Origin of the sequence: Alkalibacter mobilis, assembly GCF_015594845.1 — a bacterium.
Lineage (GTDB): Bacteria > Bacillota > Clostridia > Eubacteriales > Alkalibacteraceae > Alkalibacter > Alkalibacter mobilis.
In genome coordinates, this window is the sequence record NZ_JADNRK010000010.1 from 1 (window position 1) to 19,853 (window position 19,853).

At 37.7% G+C, this 19,853-nt stretch carries 16 protein-coding genes and 1 pseudogene; 1 reads left to right on the forward strand and 16 read right to left on the reverse strand.

The genetic code is table 11. The annotated features are described in order from the left end of the window. The 5 genes and pseudogenes from IWB18_RS06730 to IWB18_RS06750 all read right to left on the reverse strand — a co-directional run. A pseudogene (locus IWB18_RS06730) lies at positions 1–316 on the reverse strand (methyltetrahydrofolate cobalamin methyltransferase); the annotation flags it as partial. Positions 317–353: 37 nt separating this feature from the next. Beyond that, entirely contained in the window at positions 354–641 is a 288-nt protein-coding gene (locus IWB18_RS06735; protein WP_332310673.1) for a B12-binding domain-containing protein, read from the reverse strand. 96 nt (positions 642–737) lie between these two features. After that, positions 738–2,228 (reverse strand): sodium:solute symporter family protein, encoded by a 1,491-nt coding sequence (locus tag IWB18_RS06740; RefSeq protein WP_195682857.1) that lies wholly within the window; start codon positions 2,226–2,228, stop codon positions 738–740. A 78-nt stretch (positions 2,229–2,306) separates the two neighbouring features. After that, on the reverse strand, positions 2,307–3,317 hold the full coding sequence (locus IWB18_RS06745) for a uroporphyrinogen decarboxylase family protein (RefSeq protein WP_195682858.1): 1,011 nt from the start codon (positions 3,315–3,317) through the stop codon (positions 2,307–2,309). Positions 3,318–3,737: 420 nt separating this feature from the next. Next, positions 3,738–5,090, reverse strand: a complete 1,353-nt coding sequence (locus IWB18_RS06750; protein WP_195682859.1) for an MFS transporter — start codon at positions 5,088–5,090, stop codon at positions 3,738–3,740. Positions 5,091–5,398: 308 nt separating this feature from the next. Between IWB18_RS06750 and IWB18_RS06755 the strand changes: the two genes are divergently transcribed. Next, positions 5,399–6,046 carry a TetR/AcrR family transcriptional regulator gene (locus IWB18_RS06755; RefSeq protein WP_195682860.1) on the forward strand — a complete coding sequence of 216 codons (648 nt, stop codon included), beginning with the start codon at positions 5,399–5,401 and terminating at the stop codon, positions 6,044–6,046. A gap of 101 nt (positions 6,047–6,147) precedes the next feature. Here IWB18_RS06755 and IWB18_RS06760 read toward each other — a convergent pair whose 3' ends face one another. The 11 genes from IWB18_RS06760 to IWB18_RS06810 form a co-directional block, all read right to left on the reverse strand. Then, a complete protein-coding gene (locus IWB18_RS06760) occupies positions 6,148–6,501 on the reverse strand; it encodes a DUF2200 domain-containing protein (RefSeq protein WP_195682861.1) in 354 nt (117 codons plus the stop codon). Positions 6,502–6,543: 42 nt separating this feature from the next. After that, the gene (locus IWB18_RS06765) at positions 6,544–8,325 is read right to left on the reverse strand and encodes an ABC transporter ATP-binding protein (protein ID WP_195682862.1); all 1,782 of its coding nucleotides are present in this window, start codon (positions 8,323–8,325) and stop codon (positions 6,544–6,546) included. Further along, positions 8,315–10,096, reverse strand: a complete 1,782-nt coding sequence (locus IWB18_RS12705) for an ABC transporter ATP-binding protein (RefSeq protein WP_195682863.1) — start codon at positions 10,094–10,096, stop codon at positions 8,315–8,317. Before IWB18_RS12705 ends, IWB18_RS06765 begins: the two co-directional genes overlap by 11 nt. Before the next feature lie 124 nt (positions 10,097–10,220). Continuing rightward, positions 10,221–10,883: a hypothetical protein gene (locus IWB18_RS06775; RefSeq protein WP_195682864.1), complete on the reverse strand. Its 663-nt coding sequence runs from the start codon at positions 10,881–10,883 to the stop codon at positions 10,221–10,223. 100 nt (positions 10,884–10,983) lie between these two features. Beyond that, positions 10,984–12,315: an APC family permease gene (locus tag IWB18_RS06780; RefSeq protein ID WP_225877792.1), complete on the reverse strand. Its 1,332-nt coding sequence runs from the start codon at positions 12,313–12,315 to the stop codon at positions 10,984–10,986. 157 nt (positions 12,316–12,472) lie between these two features. Beyond that, positions 12,473–13,570, reverse strand: a complete 1,098-nt coding sequence (locus IWB18_RS06785; protein ID WP_195682865.1) for an NAD(P)-dependent alcohol dehydrogenase — start codon at positions 13,568–13,570, stop codon at positions 12,473–12,475. A 123-nt stretch (positions 13,571–13,693) separates the two neighbouring features. Next, positions 13,694–14,917, reverse strand: coding sequence for an FprA family A-type flavoprotein (locus tag IWB18_RS06790; protein WP_195682866.1), 1,224 nt, complete (start codon positions 14,915–14,917; stop codon positions 13,694–13,696). 226 nt (positions 14,918–15,143) lie between these two features. Next, on the reverse strand, positions 15,144–15,548 hold the full coding sequence (locus IWB18_RS06795) for a DUF4332 domain-containing protein (protein ID WP_195682867.1): 405 nt from the start codon (positions 15,546–15,548) through the stop codon (positions 15,144–15,146). Positions 15,549–15,736: 188 nt separating this feature from the next. Further along, entirely contained in the window at positions 15,737–18,385 is a 2,649-nt protein-coding gene (gene ppdK, locus IWB18_RS06800; protein ID WP_195682868.1) for a pyruvate, phosphate dikinase, read from the reverse strand. Continuing rightward, positions 18,382–19,203 (reverse strand): pyruvate, water dikinase regulatory protein, encoded by an 822-nt coding sequence (locus IWB18_RS06805; protein WP_195682869.1) that lies wholly within the window; start codon positions 19,201–19,203, stop codon positions 18,382–18,384. Before IWB18_RS06805 ends, ppdK begins: the two co-directional genes overlap by 4 nt. 13 nt (positions 19,204–19,216) lie before the next feature. Further along, the gene (locus IWB18_RS06810; protein WP_207740769.1) at positions 19,217–19,828 is read right to left on the reverse strand and encodes a helix-turn-helix transcriptional regulator; all 612 of its coding nucleotides are present in this window, start codon (positions 19,826–19,828) and stop codon (positions 19,217–19,219) included. Between the last annotated feature and the right edge of the window lie 25 nt (positions 19,829–19,853).

Genomic DNA, 19,853 nt, shown 5'->3' on the forward strand with positions numbered 1-19,853 from the left:
CTATTTTCTTGCCTTCCAAAGATACTGAGTTGAATAGACCTGGCTTGTTGCAAAACTTCATTGATTCCAGACAAGTCATTTCGTTGGGGCTGTCTACTGCGATAGGTGTGTCTGTAACTTCCTGTACCAGGTCGATCAACCACTTCATTGTTTCAAGTTCGATGTCGTCGTCTACTGATGCACATACGTCAATAAAAGTTGCTCCCGCTTCTGTTTGGATCTTTGCAAGATTTCTGATGAAATCAGCATCCTTCGCTGCAATGGCCTTCGCTACTGAAGGTATGGATCCGTTGATTTTTTCTCCGATAATGATCATTATCTTACCTCCTGAAAATTATTTAAAATCTACATTCTTATATTGATATATTAAAACCTCTTGAATTAATCATCTCGATGCATTCTGACAAAATTAAGTTCGCAAAAACTAAATCATTTGCAGAATACTCACCTCTTTCAAAGCGTTCACCAATCATGCCGATGCCGTCTTGACAGGCAGCTATTATGATCTCGATCTCTTTTACAGTAGGATCTTTTTCAGTAAAATTTCCAACTAGCTCTAATACTCGTTCTTTTTCTAATCCACCCACTGCCTGCGATAAAGTTTTCGTATCTATATGAAGTCCTTCCTTCTTTAACAGCAATCTTGAATAAGGCTACATCTTCGATTTAAATTTGTGTACTATTAAAGAAATCAAAATTTTCTTTCACTTAAATCTCTAACTGAACGTTTGCTTCCGTTAAGAAGCTTGATTGCGTATTCTTTCCTCTATCATCGGATTCTCTTGATTTTCACCAAAAATATAACATGATAAGAACGTTATAATACATAATGGCCACTCAACATAAATAGGATTTGGAATAAGGGTTTTGACATCAGGTGAAATTAACCATAAAAAGAAAAAGGCGTAGGCTACCAATTGTGTAATAGTGGCGCTGTGTTTTTTTAATAAATCTGGTTTGTATAATATGCTGAGCATTATACAAAAATATGCAGGAGTAATAGCCAAAATTTTTATTGCCACTGATACCATTTCAGTCATATAGTACGCAGCAAAAAGGGTAAGCACTAGCAAAACAAATAAAATCAAACGAGATTGTGACTTGTCGCCTTTTATATGAACTTGTTCACCTAAAGTTTCCTTGGAAGTACTTTGTTTATTCAGTAATGGATTTAACACATCATAGTAAACTAGCTGAACACTTGACATTAATAGAGCTACACCAGTTGAGATATTAACTGCCCATAAACCAGCCATACCAAACCCCGCCAATATTGGGTGTAACGACATAATTACTGTTGGCATAGCCTGAGCCGAAATAATATCAGGAAACTGAATTTTGGCTATCAACCCAAAACTCGCACTGATAAGACTTATTGGTACAATTAAAACTGCTGCAGTGATTATTCCTCTCTTTGCAGTACTTGGATCCTTCGCCGCAAAAGCACATTGTGTGTTCGCTTGTGTCGTTATTCGATTTCCTGGTTCTGAAATTACAAAACTCAAAGCAGTTGCCAAACCAAGTCCATCTGTTAAAGAAAACCAAGATCCACCATTTACGGTGCTTTGAGGCAGATTATTCACTTGTGTTACTAACTCATTCCACCCACCTATACTGATTAATGCGGCAATAAAACATGCAATGAGCGCTATATATATAACTATTACATTAATAAAATTAGCCAAGCTTGTTCCATAAAGACCACCTACAAGACAGATTGTGAAGAAAGCAACCGCAGTAATTGCAATTCCTACTTCATTAGAAATGACTCCTGGAAACATGGATGACAGCATGGCACCACCTGCAACATATTGCAGACAGGCTATTCCTAAAATAATCACCAATTGACCTACTACCATCAAATATCTGCTAGTACTCCCACAATAGTCATGAACCATTTCTGCAGTTGTCGAATAATCCATCGCTCTCATCTTTTTGGCTCCGACTAATCCCAAAGTCAAAACCCCTACTGCTCCCGAGATACCGAACATTGATGCTGATAATCCTACTGATGTGGCTAGTTGAGCTACTCCTGTAGTATTTGTCCCACCAATACACATGCCAGTCATCATCATTACAACCAGAATGTATGGCAAATTTTTCCCTGCCATTAGAAAACTGACTTTTGATCCTTTTAACTCATCTCTTTTTTGTTTGTTTTGTGCCCACGCACTTACACTGAATAAAATTATTATATATAAGATAATAATTATAGAAGCTATTCCCACAAAAATTTCTCCTCTCTAAAATCTGTTCACAATAATGAATGCTTCACCTGTTTTTTTAACAATTACGTCTCATTTACGTTAAAACATTTCTTTATTCAGTTTATCAATAACTTTGTTAATCTCATCATATACCCCAGGATAAACCGCACCTGGTATTCCTTGTGTGATACAAGGAATAAAGTAATGTTTACCGTTAGTTTCGCATGCTCTACGAACTTCCCTTTCCACCAATTCCGGAGTCCAGTTGACAATATCTACAACACCATTATCAATATCTCCCATAAAAGAGATTTTTCCACCGTATTCTTTAATCAGCTCTGAAACCTTGTTTGTTGAGGAACATCCCTGAAAAACATCAATGCCCATTTCAATCATATATGGAACCAACGTTGCAGCATATGAGTCACTATGATGAACAATCAATTCCACTCCATGCTCTTTGTAATATCCGTAGACTTCTTTGTAAGGTTCCAAGAAGAATTCTTCAAACATATCCGGTGACATGAAAGTTGAAGTCATACTGCCCCAATCATCATGGTGAAACAGGCAATCCGGTTTTAAATACTCGCATACTCCTTTTGCATATCTCAATTCATAATCTTTGATGACTTTGATCAAAGCATGCATCTCTTCCGGCTCTTCATAAAAGTTAATCAAACAGTCGTCCACCCCCATTAAGTAATGAAGCTGTTCAAAAATGCCTGGTGCAAAGAAGAACGTGGCAAAAACTTCATTTCGATCAATTTCATTAACGATCTCTGCATATTTTTCCCATTCCTCTGAAGTATATTCAGTCTCTGGAACTTTGACAACGTCTCTCCACTTAGTAATGTCTGTAATTACTTTATGTGCTTCATCATGTACTGGGAAAGCACCTGGTGCCCCCTCAGGCCAGCTGACAGTAACTCCCCAAGAATTAACGACATCCGGTTTTCCCTCTTCTGCACGTGCAGATCTGGCAGAGATTGGATCCGGGCTGATCATTCCATGCCGGGTATTCACACACATGAAAGCTTCAAATTGCTTTACAAAACGGTCAGGATTCCCTCCACGAATCGTTTCAAGAAAATTTTGTCTTTTTGTTAACATGCCAATTCTCCTTTATCATTTATATTTTCACTATGTTTGACTATTTTTCGCATTAAAACTACAGCCTCGTTTTTGTTGGATAGACGAGGCTGTTATTACTTTGATTTAGACAATCTGTAAATTAAATTCGTCACAAACTACTATATGGTGTCCTTAATTAGACTGAATTCATCTAATCATTCAAAACATTGCAAGAGATTTTGATTTTTCTAAAATGGTCGATCATCCTTTCTGATGCCGTAAAAACTTCTAAGCTGGTTAGACAAGTAGCAATTGGCACTTAAATATCAAACTCATGTCGACAGGTATATGTTCTGGAATGATTCCATTTTATACATCTTCAAAAACCAGTATTCTACCATATGTTTTGTTGTCACCTTTCACAAATCAAAATATGACAACTTCATTTTGAATAACTACTTACTTATGTCCCAATTCTTCATGAATTTCTTGCAGTTTTTTTGGTGTGAGAGAATACATTGCAAACATCAATACCAATCCTATAATGATGATGATCGCCGGATACAATGCAAATCCGTTCTTGATGCCATTAACTAATTCCGCAGTCGGTTCCATGTCTGCTATATATCCTGCTGCAGTCAAAACAGCTGCGATGATAATACTACGAACAAATATGGCCGCTTTAATCGGAAAACTGATCAATGACATTATAAATCCACGAACATTTCTTCCCGTTTTCCACTCGCCATAGTCAACAGTTGCAGAATACATGGCAACATTCAAGCTATCCGGCAAGCCATATCCAAGATATGCTACAAACATAATCATTTTAAATGCTGTAGGAGTTACAGGCACTGCCCAGACTATAAGTAGTCCGGCTACAAGAAGAAGCATGCTTACGAAATATGTATACTTTTCTCCAAACTTATTGGCAATTGGTGCTGCAATTGCGGCTGCTACGATCTGCGCTACAGTCAAACCCGTCATGAACAAGGCCAACCCCCCAAGATCGTTGAGCACATATTTGAAATAATAGAATGCCATTCCAAAGATTATGAATCTACCAAGGTATCGTCCTAATTCTACCAACATCAGCCCAATCAACGGCGGATTTACAATAATCTGTTTAAGCATTTCACCGATGGGTGGTTTTACTGTTGCTCCATCTTTTTTCTCTACACCCGTTTGGGCATATGGTTTCGTAATAATAAAGTAAACCCAAAAACACACTGTCATGATGATTCCTAGGACGCTAACCACCAAAGTTGCACCCATGGTAGGATTGCCAATGGCTTCCCCTACAGACAAAATGGAAGAAACACCAAAGTAAGAGAATACCAACGCTCCTGCTGAGTTAAAAATCCCCCGATTAGCGGACATAACAACACGTTCTTCTCGAATTGTTGTCATGGAATTGTTCATGGCAATGTGGGCGGCATAATATGTGTTCCATACCAAGTGGCTAACCACAAACCCAATAAATATGATGATTGCATTGATTGTGTTGTTGTCACTAACCTTGCTAAACTCCATCACATATAGAATTGCTGCAATTGGAGGGCCGACTAAAAGCCATGAACGGTATTTTCCCCATTTCATATCGCTCTTTTCCAGAATTACACCTGCCGTTGGTACCCAGATAATATCAAAGATATTTGTGATCAACAGCAAGCTGGAAGCCAATGCTATAGGCAATTTAACATAGTCTGTTAAAAAAGCTGCCAGAAAAAATACTTCTGCATTGACAAAAATTTGAAAACCAAAGGCTGGCAAACCATATAGATACTTGACTGATTTCTTTAAACTTTCCATTTCTATTCCTCCTCGTATTACATATATCTTTTAATTCCTATACTGCAATATTCACTCCTTCCGTTAAGCTCATTTAAGCTCATAATCAAGTTTTGCTACTAGTACAAAACTTTATGAATCTTGAAACCATATATGATTTTATAATTGCATTGTATATGCAAACGATCTCAATGTCAACAAATATATGTTTTTTATTTGTTTACCTTATTTTATAATTAATATTTTTATTACAATAGGTTATTGCAAGGTCTGAAATTTCGTATAGGAAATGGATCTTTTCTATGTTAAAATTGACATGAGGTGACAATATGACAAGATATAAAAAAGGACTTGAAACAAAACTAAATTTGGTTGCTGCTTCGAAAAAACTTTTTTATGAAAAAGGGATTAATCAGACCAAAATTGTTGAAATATGCCGTATGGCACAGACCAGCCCCAAGAATTTTCATTACTACTTCGATTCAAAACTTGATGTAGCCGGCATAATTCAAGGAGATTTTTTAGTAGCCACATATGTTTATATTGATAACAATGAAAAAAACTTAAATTGTGTTCAACGAAACATCCGATCTGCAATGATGCATTACAGCATTATTTTTAATGATGAAAATAATACAAAATATTTTCATGAAGTTCTTAAAAACAGAACTATTTCCGATTATATGGGAAATAATGTCAGACGCATTTATTCCCAAATAAACAAAGAATTTAAACTAGGTTTTAGTGATAAAGATCTTCAATTTATCAGTAGTGCTGACATGGGAGTGCGACGGGAACTGGCATTGAAGTATATTGAAGGGGGCTTCCCTACAAATATTATCGAATTTGTCTCCTATCTCTATTCATTTACAGGCAAACTTTTTGAATTGGACAAATCATTGATACAAAATTATACTGATGAAGCAATTCAATTTATTGAAAATAATAATTTTAAACATGTCAAACTACTCGTATAATCGTATTCATCTACGAGTAAGAAACTTATGCTTGATTTATATCGATTTTATACAAAAAACAACCCCTTGAACAGAAATCTATCTGTACAAAGGGTTGTTTTTTATTTACTTCGCAATATCTTCTCCATTGATTTTCCTTTTGCCAACTCGTCGATCAACTTATCCAAGTATCTAATTTCTCTCATCAACGGTTCTTCAATGTTTTCCACTCTCACACCGCAAACTACTCCTTTTATCAATGTTCTCAAAGGATTTAGTCCTGCAGCTTCCTCAAAAAATGTCTCAAACGTGGTCTGCCTCTTAATTTGTGATTCCAACTCATCTTGACTATATCCTGTCAACCATCGGATAATTTCATCAACTTCTGACTTAGTACGTCCTTTTCTTTCCGCTTTTGTAACATAATGGGGATAGACGCTTGCAAAACTCATTGTGTAAATTTTAGGTTTATTCATTAGAAAACCTCCTAGAATAACATTTTCAGGCAGCTATCCTGGCTATTGCTTGTATTGAAGTTCATAGAGAACTCTAAATATTCCATCTCTGCCAAGCAGTTCATCCTTTGTTCCCTGCTCTGCAATCTTACCATGACTCATTACGATTATATTGTCTGCATCCGCTATAGTTGAAATCCGATGTGCGACTGCAATCATGGTTCGATTTTTACTCATCTTGGATATAGCATCCTGGATAAGAAGTTCCGTTTCAGTATCTATGTTAGCTGTAGCTTCATCGAGTATCAGCATTGAGGGATCAGTAGAAATGGTCCGTGCATAACTCAATAGTTGCCTTTGACCGGCAGATAATGTGGCGCCTCTTTCCATTACTGGTTCATCATAGCCTTTTGGTAATCTGATTATGAAGTTATCAGCGTTGACCAGTTTGGCCGCCTTGATGGCGTCATCACGCTTGACTTCGTCTCTGCCTAGAGTAATATTTCTCTCGATGGATCCGCTGAACAGAAATACGTCCTGCTGGACCAAACCTATGGCACGACGCAGGGATTGAATATCATATTTTCGAACATCAACTCCGTCTATCAATATTTTCCCTTTCTGTATATCGTAAAACCTGACAATCAAATTCATGATTGATGATTTTCCGGCTCCGGTTGCTCCAACAAATGCAACGAATTCTCCAGGTTTTATTCTGAATGAGACGTCTTTAAGAACCCAATCATCTCCCTTGTATGCGAACCAAACATTTTCAAACTCTACTTTCCCTTTAAAACGATCGATAAATATGGGGTCCTCTGCATTTTCTATAGAACTTTTTTCATCCATCAATGAAAAAATCCTTTTAGAGCTGGTCAAAGCAGATTGTATTATATTATATGTCTCAGCCAAACCTAAAATTGGATAAAAAAAACGTTGAATATACTCTATGAATGCATACAGAACGCCAAAGGTTATTACTTCGGTCAAATACCCTTTACCTCCGTACCATATGAGCAAAGCTATTCCTATCGACCTAATCATTTCCACTGCCGGTCTGTACGTTGCAAAGTATTTGACTTCTCTCCTGGATTCCTTCAGATATTCTCTGTCAGCTCTATCAAATTCATCATAAACTTTCTGCTCCTGATGAAACATTTGAATGATACCCATTCCTGAAATATTTTCCGACAGATGATTATTTATCCTTGAAAGAACTTTTCGCTGGCTGTCGTATACCTTACCAATGGCATTTCTAAAAATTACGCTTATTGCTACTATGACCGGAGATAATGAAAGAACCATCAAACCCAATTTTACATTCATAATCAACATTATTATTATTATTCCGAGTATGGAAACCAAATTCTGAAAGAGACTGGTTAAAACAGATGTAAACATCTCATTTAAGTTCTCTGTATCATTGGTAACTCTAGTTACAAGGTTACCCAAAGGATTTGTGTCAAAAAATGACATGGGCAAATCCAATATATGGTCATAAAGTTCCTGTCTGATGGAAAGCAATATTGACTGGCCTGCCTTGTTTAAAACCCAGAATTGACTGTACGTTGCCACAAAATTTATTAATACAGTACCAATATACAGCATGGAAATTTTAAATACACCCGATAATTCTTCATTGAGAAGGTCTTCAGTCATGCCACCAGAAAAATCCATCAAATGGTTGTCGATCATTATCTGCACAAGTTTGGGCTGTAATAGGGATGTTCCTGTTATAATCAATATAAGGAACAAAACAAGAGCAAATTGTTTCCAATAAGGCAGAGCATATTTAAACAGTCTTTTTATAATCTTGTTCTCTTTAAGTATACCATTATTCTTCATCTACTACAGCCTCCTCTCTTCTGAGTTTTTGATCCAGTTGAGTTTCCAGCCGTTGGTGGTCATAAAGAGTTCTATAAAATCCACTCTTATGACTCATTAAATGTTCATGCGTACCTTCTTGTATTATCTTGCCTTCGTCCATGACTATTATATGATCGGCATTCTTAACTGCAGATATCCTTTGCGAAATTAGAATAAGACTTTGTCCCAATTCTCTCAAATGTTGCAGTATCTCATCTTCGGTTTCAGTATCAACGGCGGACAAAGAATCGTCTAATATCAGAAGGGGGGCATGTCTCAGATAGGCTCTGGCTATGCAAAGACGTTGTTTTTGCCCGCCCGAAAGAGTAACTCCCCTTTCCCCTATTATCGTATCGTATCCATCAGGCATCGATGTGATGTCATCGTGCACTTTGGCAAATTTTGCAGCTTCCTGAATAAAATCGATTTCTATCGGTTCTTTCAATGAAAATGCAATATTATCCGCAACAGACCTTGAAAACAAAAAACTGTCTTGTGGCACAGCTGCTATGGAGCTCCTAAGTTGTTCCAATTTTAATTCTCTTATATCTACACCAGAAAACAATATTTTCCCGTTTGAAACGTCGTAAAGACGAAGCAACAGGTCTATTATTGTTGACTTTCCGCTACCTGTTCTTCCTAAAATAGCTAAGCTCTTGCCAGGTTTGAGTTCAAAACTTATATTTTCCAATACCCTGGGTAAACCATCTTCATATCTAAAACTTACGTTTTCAAATTTAATGCTTCCGTCAGGACTTTCTATCTCTACAGGATTTTCTTTTTCGACGATTTCATATTTTTCTGCAAAGATTATATTCAATCTCTCCATGGAGGCAATTCCCCTCTGAAACATGTTTGCTATCATTCCCAGCGCTACCATCGGCCATATGATCATGTGAAGATAATTGATTACAGCTACAAAAGCACCTAATGTGATTACTCCTGTGAGTATCTGATGGGATCCAAAGACGAGAAATACCACAAAACTTATTCCTGAAAACAAGTCAATAATTGGATGAAACAATCCGTTCATGCGCACCAAATCCATATTCCTTTGTCGATACTTTTTGTTTACGGAAGAAAAACCTTTTGAACGAATATTTTCCACTCCCGTGGCTTTTATCACTCGAATTCCTGATAAATTTTCCTGAACTTCTGTTGTTAGTTCAGAAAAAGTATTTTGCACATCTTTAGAACGTTTTTGAACAGGTTTTGATACGATGCCTATAGCCAGCGATATAAAAGGCAAGGCTAAAAGTGCCACCAATGTTATCTTGAATCCTACTGTCACAATCATCATGAAAACAGTCAACAAAGTCATGAAAACGGAGTCTATTATCATCATGATCCCTCCGCCCATGGAATTGGATACGGCCTTGACATCGTTTGTTGCATGAGCCATAAGATCCCCTATTTTATTGTGTTTATAATAATTTGCATCAAGGATCAAATAATGCTTAAAAAGTTTATCTCTTAGCCAATATTCAAGTTCCTTGGCTGTGCCATAAAGTTGAGTTCGCCATATATATCTGCCGATTGAAATAAAGATACCCAGTCCCAATATGCCCATAACACAGATCCAGACCTTTTCAACATTCAACTGACCTTTCTGTGCCCAGTCGGTGAACATTCTAAGTACCTGCGGTACCATCAAATTAGCAACATCAACCAACATTAAAAGGACTATTCCCACGATGTAATGATGCCATGTCTTTTTTATAAAAGGTAATATGGTTTTGTATGCTCTCACTTATCCACCCCGCAAAAAAACTGTGGAGCTGTTAAACTCCACTTTTTATAGTAATCGTATATTCTTTTAGCTAAAACCCATCCAATTTTCTTTTGTGTCATTTTATTAGCTCTGCATTAATGTTTTATGCAAAAATTCTTTCATATTCTTGTTGATCAAAAGGAGCCCGTCTTTTTATACATTTATTTTTGCATAAAGTACAATTTAGATATCCCTCACCATTTTCAAATATTATCCCCGAGCTGGCGTTCCAGGGGATTATATAATGGTGCTCATTCAATCTTGCTCCTGCTTCTTCAACGTTTCCAATAAGTTTAAATAAATCGACATTGTTTTTGATTGGCCAATCGGGCAATGATCCGGGATTCATATATGCAAAGCTTTCAAAACCGAATTTTTCCTTTAGGTAGTCTTCCATATATCTCATACCCTGATACAAAGCAGTTCCTTTGACCATGTCTTTTATAACAGCTTCTTCAATTCTGTCTTCATTATCAAGTTCATCACCAATTGTCAATACATACAAAAAAACCTTGTCGATGTTCTTTAAATTGTCGGCCATTACCTTACTATTGAAAACTACGTCATTTATCTGAACCGTACCGTTTTTTATCTCACCAACATCAGCCCATCTAAGTACCGCCTTGCAGCTAAGTTTTTCTTCAGCTATTTTCAGTACTTTAACAAATTCTTTTTCAAATCCAGAATTTTTTCTGATCCTGTTGATTTCCAAAGCTTTATCCAAGTCAAACTTTAAAGGTATCCTGTCCAGTAATATTCTATCCATATTTTAACCCCCCATGGATAAATTGTCTCACTATATACTAAAATTTTCAATAGAATTATAATTTAAACTTTTCAAATGTATTTCCATTATCAATTTTCAACTATTTTCTATAAAATATCAGTCCCATTAACAAGATTCCAACGGAAATCAAAAGATATAGCCCTATACTCGGATTGGTTATCCCTCCGTATAATATAACCAATGAACCAGCCAAAGCACAAATTGGGATCACAAATCTCTTCAACATATTCAAATCTCTAAATTCTCTCATATACCAAATATACAAAAATACATATAAACCGTAAACCATAACTATAGGAATCTCATCAAGTCCTATATAGCGCCCCCAAATCTCGTTGATACTTGTATACCACAAAAGTAGATAAGCCATGGAAACAGCTCCAGAAAACACCGCTGCCTTCAACGGCATTTTTGTTTTGAAATTTATCTCTTTCAACACATTCGGCATTGGCCCCTGGTTCCTGACAGCCAAAGAATAGGGCAATCTAATAGTCGATAGTACCAACCCATTTAAAGTTCCAAGGCACGAGATTACTACAAACCCAGTCAATACGCTTGCTGCTATCGAACCAAACATGCTGCTAGCCGCAATCGATACTGCGTTGTCGGCTTCAATAACGATCCTATCTGTACTGAGAACGCCCGATATACCAAGAAAATATGCGATATAAGTTAAGAATACTATGAACGCCCCAATTGTCAGAGCTTTAGGTAAATTTTTCTTTGAATCCTTGATTTCAGAATTTATTGTTATAGCTATTATCCATCCTTCATATGCAAAAGCAGTCGCAACTACAGCAGACGCAATTGTCCCACTTTTACTTCCGATGTCGCTGGCTGCAGCAGAAAAATTCGACATTGTGACACCATTTATCAATCCAGAAAAAATTCCTACCACACCGATCAATACCAGCGGAATCAATTTTATCAACGTTGTTCCTACTTGTAGTCTTCCAGCTAGTTTGGGGCTAAATGCATTGATCAAATACATTCCAATCATATAAACAGCAGCAATTATCCAAGTTTCAACAGAATTGGCTGGATCATCGCTTCCCATCAAAATCATTGTGTACATAGAGGAAACCCAGGCCAGAATTGCAGTAAGCGGCGAAAAGTATAATATCCAATTAAACCACCCCACAAGGTAACCCGCCTTGTTTCCATATGCCTCTTCAGTATAATCTACTATACCGTTCGATTTTTCGATTCGATGGGCAAATTCTGCAAACACCAGGGAACCAAAAATCATTGAAAAGGCACCCAATCCCCAAGCCACCAATGCCAATATAAGATTACCATTAGTAAGAGTCAACACATCATCAGCCTTAAAGAAAACACCCGAACCTATAACCACTCCAACTACCATGGCTATTGCCGTATAAAGCCCATATTTTTTTTCCAAAGTATTCAATAGCTTTCCTCCAATCAGTAACGCCTAAAATATTATACTACAAATCTCCAGAAAAATAACGAAAACTGTCATTAATACGGCAGTTTTCGCTAAAATTAACAATTTGGTGTTTTCAATATTCTTTCAGATCTATTCGATTAATTCTATCTTGTAAGTATCATAACCGAATAATAGGTTTAACAGTCTTCCCATTTTTTGAATCATCAAAAGCTTGATTCAGTTCTTTGAATTCATAGAATTTAACCATTTTATCAAATGGAAATTTCTTTTCCTTATATAGTTGAACCAATTTGGGAATAAACAGTTTTGGGATGGCATCCCCTTCAACGACACCAACCAGATTTTTTCCCACTCCCATAAGTGCCGATTGCAATTTGATCCTGAATTCTTTTTCACCGCTTGAAGCTACGACAGCACAAGTTCCCAGGGGCTTCAAACAGTATAACGCTTCATTCACCAATTTCTCAACACCTGTGGTGTCCAAACTGTAATCCGCCCCGTTTAATGTGATCTTCTTGATTTCAGCGGTGATATCTTTGACTTTATTTCCGTTTATAACATGTGTGGCTCCAAGTTCTTTGGCCAAGTCCAATCGCTCATCAACCGCGTCCACTCCTATTATATTTGAGCATCCCATAATTTTAGCAGCCATCACTCCACTTAACCCAACAGCACCACATCCGAATATCACAATGGAAGTTCCCGGCCCCGGCTTGAGTTTGTTCATTACTGTCCCTGCTCCAGTCTGTATACCGCATCCTAATGGTCCCATTAGTTCTAAATCAACTTCATCATCTATTTTTATTGCATTCCTCTCATCAGCAATTGCATAGGTGGCAAAACTTGACTGAGCAAAGAAAGTGGATATTTCTTCCCCATCTTTTTTCAGTCTTTTAGTATTATCCTCATAAACTCCTAAAAAACTGGTTTTAAATGCCTCCACACATTGACTTGGGTGCCCCGTCATACAAGCTTCACACCTGCCGCATGAGTAGACGGTAAGCACAACGTGATCGCCAGGTTTGAGGTCTCTTACATTATCTCCAATTTTTTCTACTATGCCAGCTCCCTCATGTCCGAGAACTGCCGGCAATGGGACAGGCATTTCTTGATCTCTTGCTACTGCATCCGTATGGCAAACACCACAAGCTACTACTTTAACTAAAACTTCCGTACTTTTAGGTTCAGCTATTTCAATCTCTTCAAATTCAAATTGTTTTCCCGCACGCCTGACTACTGCTGCATTTATTTTCACTAAAAACACCTCCTGAATACTAAATACACTAAAATTTCATTGACTAATCATTTAAAATAAAAAATTCAGGAAGTATTTCAAGGTTTATTAAAAAACAAGGCTGCCTTACGGCAGCCCTGCATTTTACTCTACAACAATTTTCATTTTTTTTATCAATTCCATGACACCATGTTCTACTTTTGCCAAATCTTCCTCGCCCGGTTTACCTCTGAATTCAACGGCAGGTACAAAGTCCCAGCTCATCTTATGCTTTTCAATTATTTCATTCAATTCCTTTTGAGCTCCTCCTGACCATCCGAATGATCCAAAGCTAAATGCTGCCTTGCCCGTTATTTTTTTTCGGCCTACTTCATCTAAAGCTGCTGCTACAGGCGGAAACATTTTGTATTCGTATGTAGGGGCGGCTATAATTATACCGGCAGATTTATATACAGCTGCCACCATGTCACTTTCCGTGCATCTTGGCATCTCCATGAGATTGACGGATATATTTTCTTTTTCAAGAACTTCCAGCGCACGATCCAAGGCTTTCTTTGTCATTCCATACATCGAACCCCACAAAATTGCAACTTCTTTCTTCCCTTTTCCTGAACCATATCCCACATATCTTTCGTAGTCATCTATAATTTTATTTGGATTTGTCCTATATACCGGTCCATGTCCGGGTGCTATAATTTTGACATCCAATTCTCGCGTTTTATTAATTGCCTTTTGAACAAAAGATGAAAATGTGGCCATTACATTTGAAAAATATCTAATTCCTTCTTCTTCAAAAAACTCGATTTCTTCATCTGTCATTTCATCATCGAAGTAGTGATCTTTGATCCGTCCAAATGACCCGAACATGTCACAACCTAAAAGTGTTCCTGTTTGAGTATCCAATGAAATCATTGTATCCGGCCAATGAACGTTGGGCACTGGGTGAAAACTGATGATTTTTCCTTTTCCAAGATCCAGGGTTTCGCCTTCTTTTACGGCTACAACATTTATTGTCTTGTCAAAAAATGCGTTCAACAGATCCGCTGATTTTTGTGTGCAATAGATCGTAATGTCATTTTTTATCTTAAGAAGACTTTCCAGCCATCCAGAGTGGTCAGGCTCCATGTGATTAACAATAACACAATCCACATCTTCTATTTTTACACCTAAATCTCCTAAGGATTCGTATAGATTCTCGGGCACTCCGTCCCATCCTATGACACCATCCACCAAAGCTGTTTTTTCACCTTGTATTATGTATGAGTTCAAGGTAACCCCATTTGCAAGATCCCACATGCCTTCAAAAAGTATATCTTCTACATTCAGTGACAACATGTGAATTCCATCTGAAATTTTTATAGCATTCATATAAATTTTCACCATCCCTTTTTATTTGCATAGTTTTATAATATCAACTAAACAGATTTAATTCAATGAATTGTTAATTGTTTCTCAATTGTATTTCTTGCGGCAATTGGCAAAACTTGATTCCATTTATAAAATCATGCCATGTAAATTATTTGAACATACATGGCATGATTTTAAATTTATCTTTATCTCAAGATACACTTGTTGTAAAAATTACCATTTCACATCAATACTCCAATATTCTGTCAAGTGTTTTCGCCACTTCAACCCAATCGCTTACCTGTTTTTCGGTAGGAAGTCTTCTTACGAGTTTTTTAGTTTCATTTACTTCAATCATCTTTTGACATAGATTTTCAGGTTTTCTTTTGGATAATTCGGGGACTGTATCCACACCCGAAGCCTCCAGTAATTCAGCATATTCGCCACCTATTCCTTTTATCCTGCACAAATCTGCATGATTGGCAAATTTCAGTATCAATTTTTCTGATATTTGAGATTCTTCCGCTAATTTCAACCTGCCTTTTTTAGTTTTTGCTGCTTCAAGAAGTTTTTCTACAGAAGTTATACCTATTTCCTTCAACTTCAGTTCGTAACTCTCACCAATTCCTTCAATCAAAGTTAATTTTGACACATCTATTCCCCCTTGAATTTGTTTAAACGCCTACACTAGGTTCTAATGTCATGGACAAAATACCACCGCCCCAAATCACAATGCCTTATACCTATTTCTATCCAATATTTTGAAAATTAAACGTGAGCATTTTTTAGAATCCAAATACAAAACCCACCGCCGGTATTTAGCAGTGGGTTAAGTGCATTTTATCTTTGATCGCTACCTGGTGTTCCATTATTTTTCAATACAGCTTGTGCTGCCGAAAGCCTTGCAATCGGGACTCTGTATGGTGAGCAGGAAACGTACTGCAAACCTACCTTGTTGAAGAATTCAACAGATTTAGGATCTCCTCCATGTTCTCCACATACTCCCATTTTCATGTTTGGTTTAACTGATTTGCCCAGTTTGACAGCCATTTCCACAAGTTTTCCTACGCCGTCTACATCTATACTTTGGAAAGGGTCATCTGTAAGTACTTCTTTTTCCCTATACTCCGAAATAAACTTACCTGCATCATCTCTTGAAAAGCCAAAGGTCATCTGGGTTAAATCATTTGTACCAAACGAGAAGAAATCTGCATTCGATGCTATTTCATCTGCTGTCAAAGCCGCCCTGGGAACTTCTATCATAGTTCCTACCAGATAATCAGTTCTTTTACCCTTTTCTTCCATTATCTTTTCAGCTGTTTGGACTACGATCTCTTTCACATAATCCAGTTCTGATTTTATGCCGACCAGCGGTATCATTATTTCGGGTATGATAGTAGTTTTTTCTTCATCTTCAACTTCCAATGCAGCTTCAATGATCGCCCTCGTCTGCATCTGAGCAATCTCCGGGTAGGTGACTGCCAAACGGCACCCTCTATGCCCCAACATTGGATTGAACTCATGAAGACTGTTTATGACTTCTTTCAGTTCACTAACATTCATTTCCATTTCTTCGGCTAATGCAATTATATCTTTTTCATCCGTAGGAAGAAATTCATGAAGTGGCGGGTCAAGCAGCCTTATAGTAACAGGGAATCCTTTCATTACCTTGAATAAACCTTTAAAGTCTTTCTTCTGCATTGGCAGAAGTTTGTTTAAGGCCTTGTTTCTTTTTGTCAAAGTCTCGGACAAGATCATCTCCCTTACAACAGGTATTCTTTCTTCATCAAAGAACATGTGCTCTGTACGGCAAAGTCCAATCCCTTCAGCTCCAAATGACAGAGAAGTTTCCGCATCTCTAGGTGTATCTGCATTTGTTCTGACTCCCAGTATTCTCCTATCGTCAGCCCAGCTCATCAGTTTGGCAAAGTCACCTGACAATGTTGGTTCTACTGTCTTTATGCTGCCTGGATAAACTTTGCCTGTGCTGCCATCCAAGGATATAAAATCCCCTTCGTTGATTTTAATATCACCGACTGCAAATATTTTTGAATCTTCATCGACTTTGACCATTTCACAACCGGCTACGCAACACTTGCCCATTCCTCTTGCCACTACGGCTGCATGTGATGTCATTCCACCCCTGGAAGTAAGAATGCCTTGCGCAACGTTCATACCTTCTATGTCTTCGGGAGAAGTCTCTTTTCTTACCAAAACCACCTTTTCACCTGTTGAAGCAGCCTTGACTGCATCTTCAGCCGTGAAATAAACTTTGCCTGTAGCCGCTCCAGGTGAAGCCGGTAAACCTGTCGCAATGGGAACTGCCATTTTCATGGTTTCTCCGTCAAATGTAGGATGCAACAACTGATCCAGCTGCTTTGGATCGATTCTCAAAATAGCTTCATCCTGGGTCAAAAGTCCCTCTTCAACCATTTCAACTGCTACTCTCAATGACGCATTTATAGTTCTCTTTCCGTTTCTTGTTTGTAATATGTATAATTTACCTTGTTCGATGGTAAATTCAATATCCTGCATGTCTTTGTAATGGTTTTCTAAATTATTTGTGATCACTGAAAATTGCTCGAAAACTTCAGGCATGATATCCTGGAGTTCCTCTATCGACTTTGGAGTCCTGATACCGGCTACAACGTCTTCGCCTTGTGCATTCATCAAAAATTCACCGTAAAGCTTTTTCTCGCCGGTTGCGGGATTACGAGTGAATGCAACACCGGTTCCCGAATCGTCCCCCATATTTCCAAAGACCATGGATTGAACGTTGACAGCCGTTCCAAGATTGTGCGGAATATCATACAAATTTCTGTAAGCGATTGCTCTGGCATTGTTCCAAGATCGGAATACAGCATTTACCGCTTCCATCAACTGCTCGTTTGGTACTTGTGGAAAATCTCTTCCAGACTCCTTTTTTACAATAGCTTTAAAATCCTTTACTATGTCCTTCAAATCATCCACTGTCAATTGTGTGTCGTTTTCGTAACCGAATTTTTCCTTATATTTGTCCAAAACATTCTCGAACCTGAACTTTGGTATCTCCAAAACAACATCTGAGAACATTTGAATGAACCTTCTGTAGCTGTCATACGCAAATCTCATATTGTCTGTTTTTTCTCCTATCGCTATAACGGTTTCGTCATTAAGACCAAGGTTCAATATGGTGTCCATCATACCCGGCATTGAAAACATGGCGCCCGATCTTACTGAAACCAGAAGCGGATTCACTTTGTCACCGAATTTTTTATTAGTTTTTTCTTCGATGGATTTGAAATCTTTGGTTATCTGATCGATAATTTCAGGTGTAATACTTTTGTTGTTTTCGTAATATGCCCTGCATGCATCAGTAGAGATAGTAAAACCTGGAGGTACTGGCAGCCCTATATTGGTCATTTCAGCCAAATTTGCACCTTTCCCCCCCAGTAGAGCTTTCATTGATGCATTTCCTTCTTCAAACAGATAGACGAACTTATTACTCATATTGATTCCCCCTCGCGTATAATTGATAGTATTATGCTTGCAGTTTCCTCTATTGCTTTTGTGGAAACATTTATAACAGGACAACGCAGTTTATGAAATAATTTTTCAGCGAAATCCAGTTCTTCGAGTATTCTTCCCATATTTGCATAAGTAGCCGTATAGTCCAGGCCAAGTGCCTTTAATCTTTCCTGTCGTATATTGTTCAATTTGTCGGGATCATTGGTCAATCCTATTATCTTGCCTTTGATGGGTTCAAAAAGCTCCTTGGGTGGATCGACTTCGGGAACCAACGGTATGTTAGCCACCTTTATGTTTTTGTGAGCAAGGTACATGCTGAGCGGTGTCTTCGACGTCCTGGAAATCCCAAGCAATACTACATCCGCTTTTTTGATTCCTCTTGAATCCTTTCCGTCATCATACTTCACTGCAAACTCAATAGCTTCTACTTTTTTGAAATAATCAGCATCCAATCTTCTGTTTAATCCTGCTTCAAACAAAGGTTCTCTGCTTGTTATATTTTTCAGAGCGTCTATTACAGGTCCCAAAACATCTACTGCAGGTATGTTGTACTGCCTGCACTTTTCATTCATGTATTCTTTCATCTCCGGTACTACCAGAGTAAATACAACAACTGATTTTTGATCTTTAGCTTCATAAAGTATTTCATCGATTTGGTCTTTTTCCAAAACGAAAGGATATCTTTTAATCTCACTTATACTGCTGTTAAACTGAATTTTGCCTGCTTTTGCCACCAATTCCCCGGTTTCGCCCAAGGAGTCGGATATAACGTATATTATTCCTCTTTTTTTAGGTTCCATTGTTGTTTCCTCCTCAATCGTTGCCGATGTTTACCATAGCGTTGGTAATGGTGGTCTTGGAAATTTTACCGATAATTTTCAATCTTTCAATGCCCTTCTCATCTCGAACTCTTTCAACGATTGGCAATGAATCCACCTGGTGATCTATTATCTTGACCGCTGCATCAAAAATCGACTCGTCCTGTTCACAATATACTATATTCGGCATTCTCGTCATGATCATCGCTACTGGCATAGACTTGATGTCCTGGTTTCCCAGAGTAGCCTTTATAAAGTCTTTTCGTGATACTATCCCTGACAAGAATCCCTTGTTTTGAACATAGATGTTACCCGTGTCTTCCAAAAACATCGTAACAATAGCGTCGTATATTGTAGTATCTTCGCTTACGACTACGGGTACGGACTTTACATCCATTACATGAATATTTTTTATAAAACTGCCCATCACACTTATCAAGGATTTCCCTGAGTAATAATAACCAACCTTGGGCCGAGCTTCCAATATCCCTATCATTGTAAGTATTGTAAGATCCGGTCTTAGAGTCGCTCTTGTCAAATTTATTTTCTCAGCTATCTGCTCGCTTGTGATAGGCTGATGCGCTTTGACAATATCCAGAATTTCCATTTGTCTCTTCGATAGTTGTATTTTA

Excerpts from the sequence above, each read along its gene's own strand:
- IWB18_RS06745 (WP_195682858.1), bottom strand. The coding sequence starts at position 3,317 with ATGTTAACAAAAAGACAAAATTTTCTTGAAACGATTCGTGGAGGGAAT.
- IWB18_RS06750 (WP_195682859.1), bottom strand. The coding sequence starts at position 5,090 with ATGGAAAGTTTAAAGAAATCAGTCAAGTATCTATATGGTTTGCCAGCC.
- IWB18_RS06755 (WP_195682860.1), top strand. The coding sequence starts at position 5,399 with ATGACAAGATATAAAAAAGGACTTGAAACAAAACTAAATTTGGTTGCT.
- IWB18_RS06760 (WP_195682861.1), bottom strand. The coding sequence starts at position 6,501 with ATGAATAAACCTAAAATTTACACAATGAGTTTTGCAAGCGTCTATCCC.
- IWB18_RS06765 (WP_195682862.1), bottom strand. The coding sequence starts at position 8,325 with ATGAAGAATAATGGTATACTTAAAGAGAACAAGATTATAAAAAGACTG.
- IWB18_RS06775 (WP_195682864.1), bottom strand. The coding sequence starts at position 10,883 with ATGGATAGAATATTACTGGACAGGATACCTTTAAAGTTTGACTTGGAT.
- IWB18_RS06790 (WP_195682866.1), bottom strand. The coding sequence starts at position 14,917 with ATGAATGCTATAAAAATTTCAGATGGAATTCACATGTTGTCACTGAAT.
- ppdK (WP_195682868.1), bottom strand. The coding sequence starts at position 18,385 with ATGAGTAATAAGTTCGTCTATCTGTTTGAAGAAGGAAATGCATCAATG.
- IWB18_RS06805 (WP_195682869.1), bottom strand. The coding sequence starts at position 19,203 with ATGGAACCTAAAAAAAGAGGAATAATATACGTTATATCCGACTCCTTG.
- IWB18_RS06810 (WP_207740769.1), bottom strand. The coding sequence starts at position 19,828 with ATGGAAATTCTGGATATTGTCAAAGCGCATCAGCCTATCACAAGCGAG.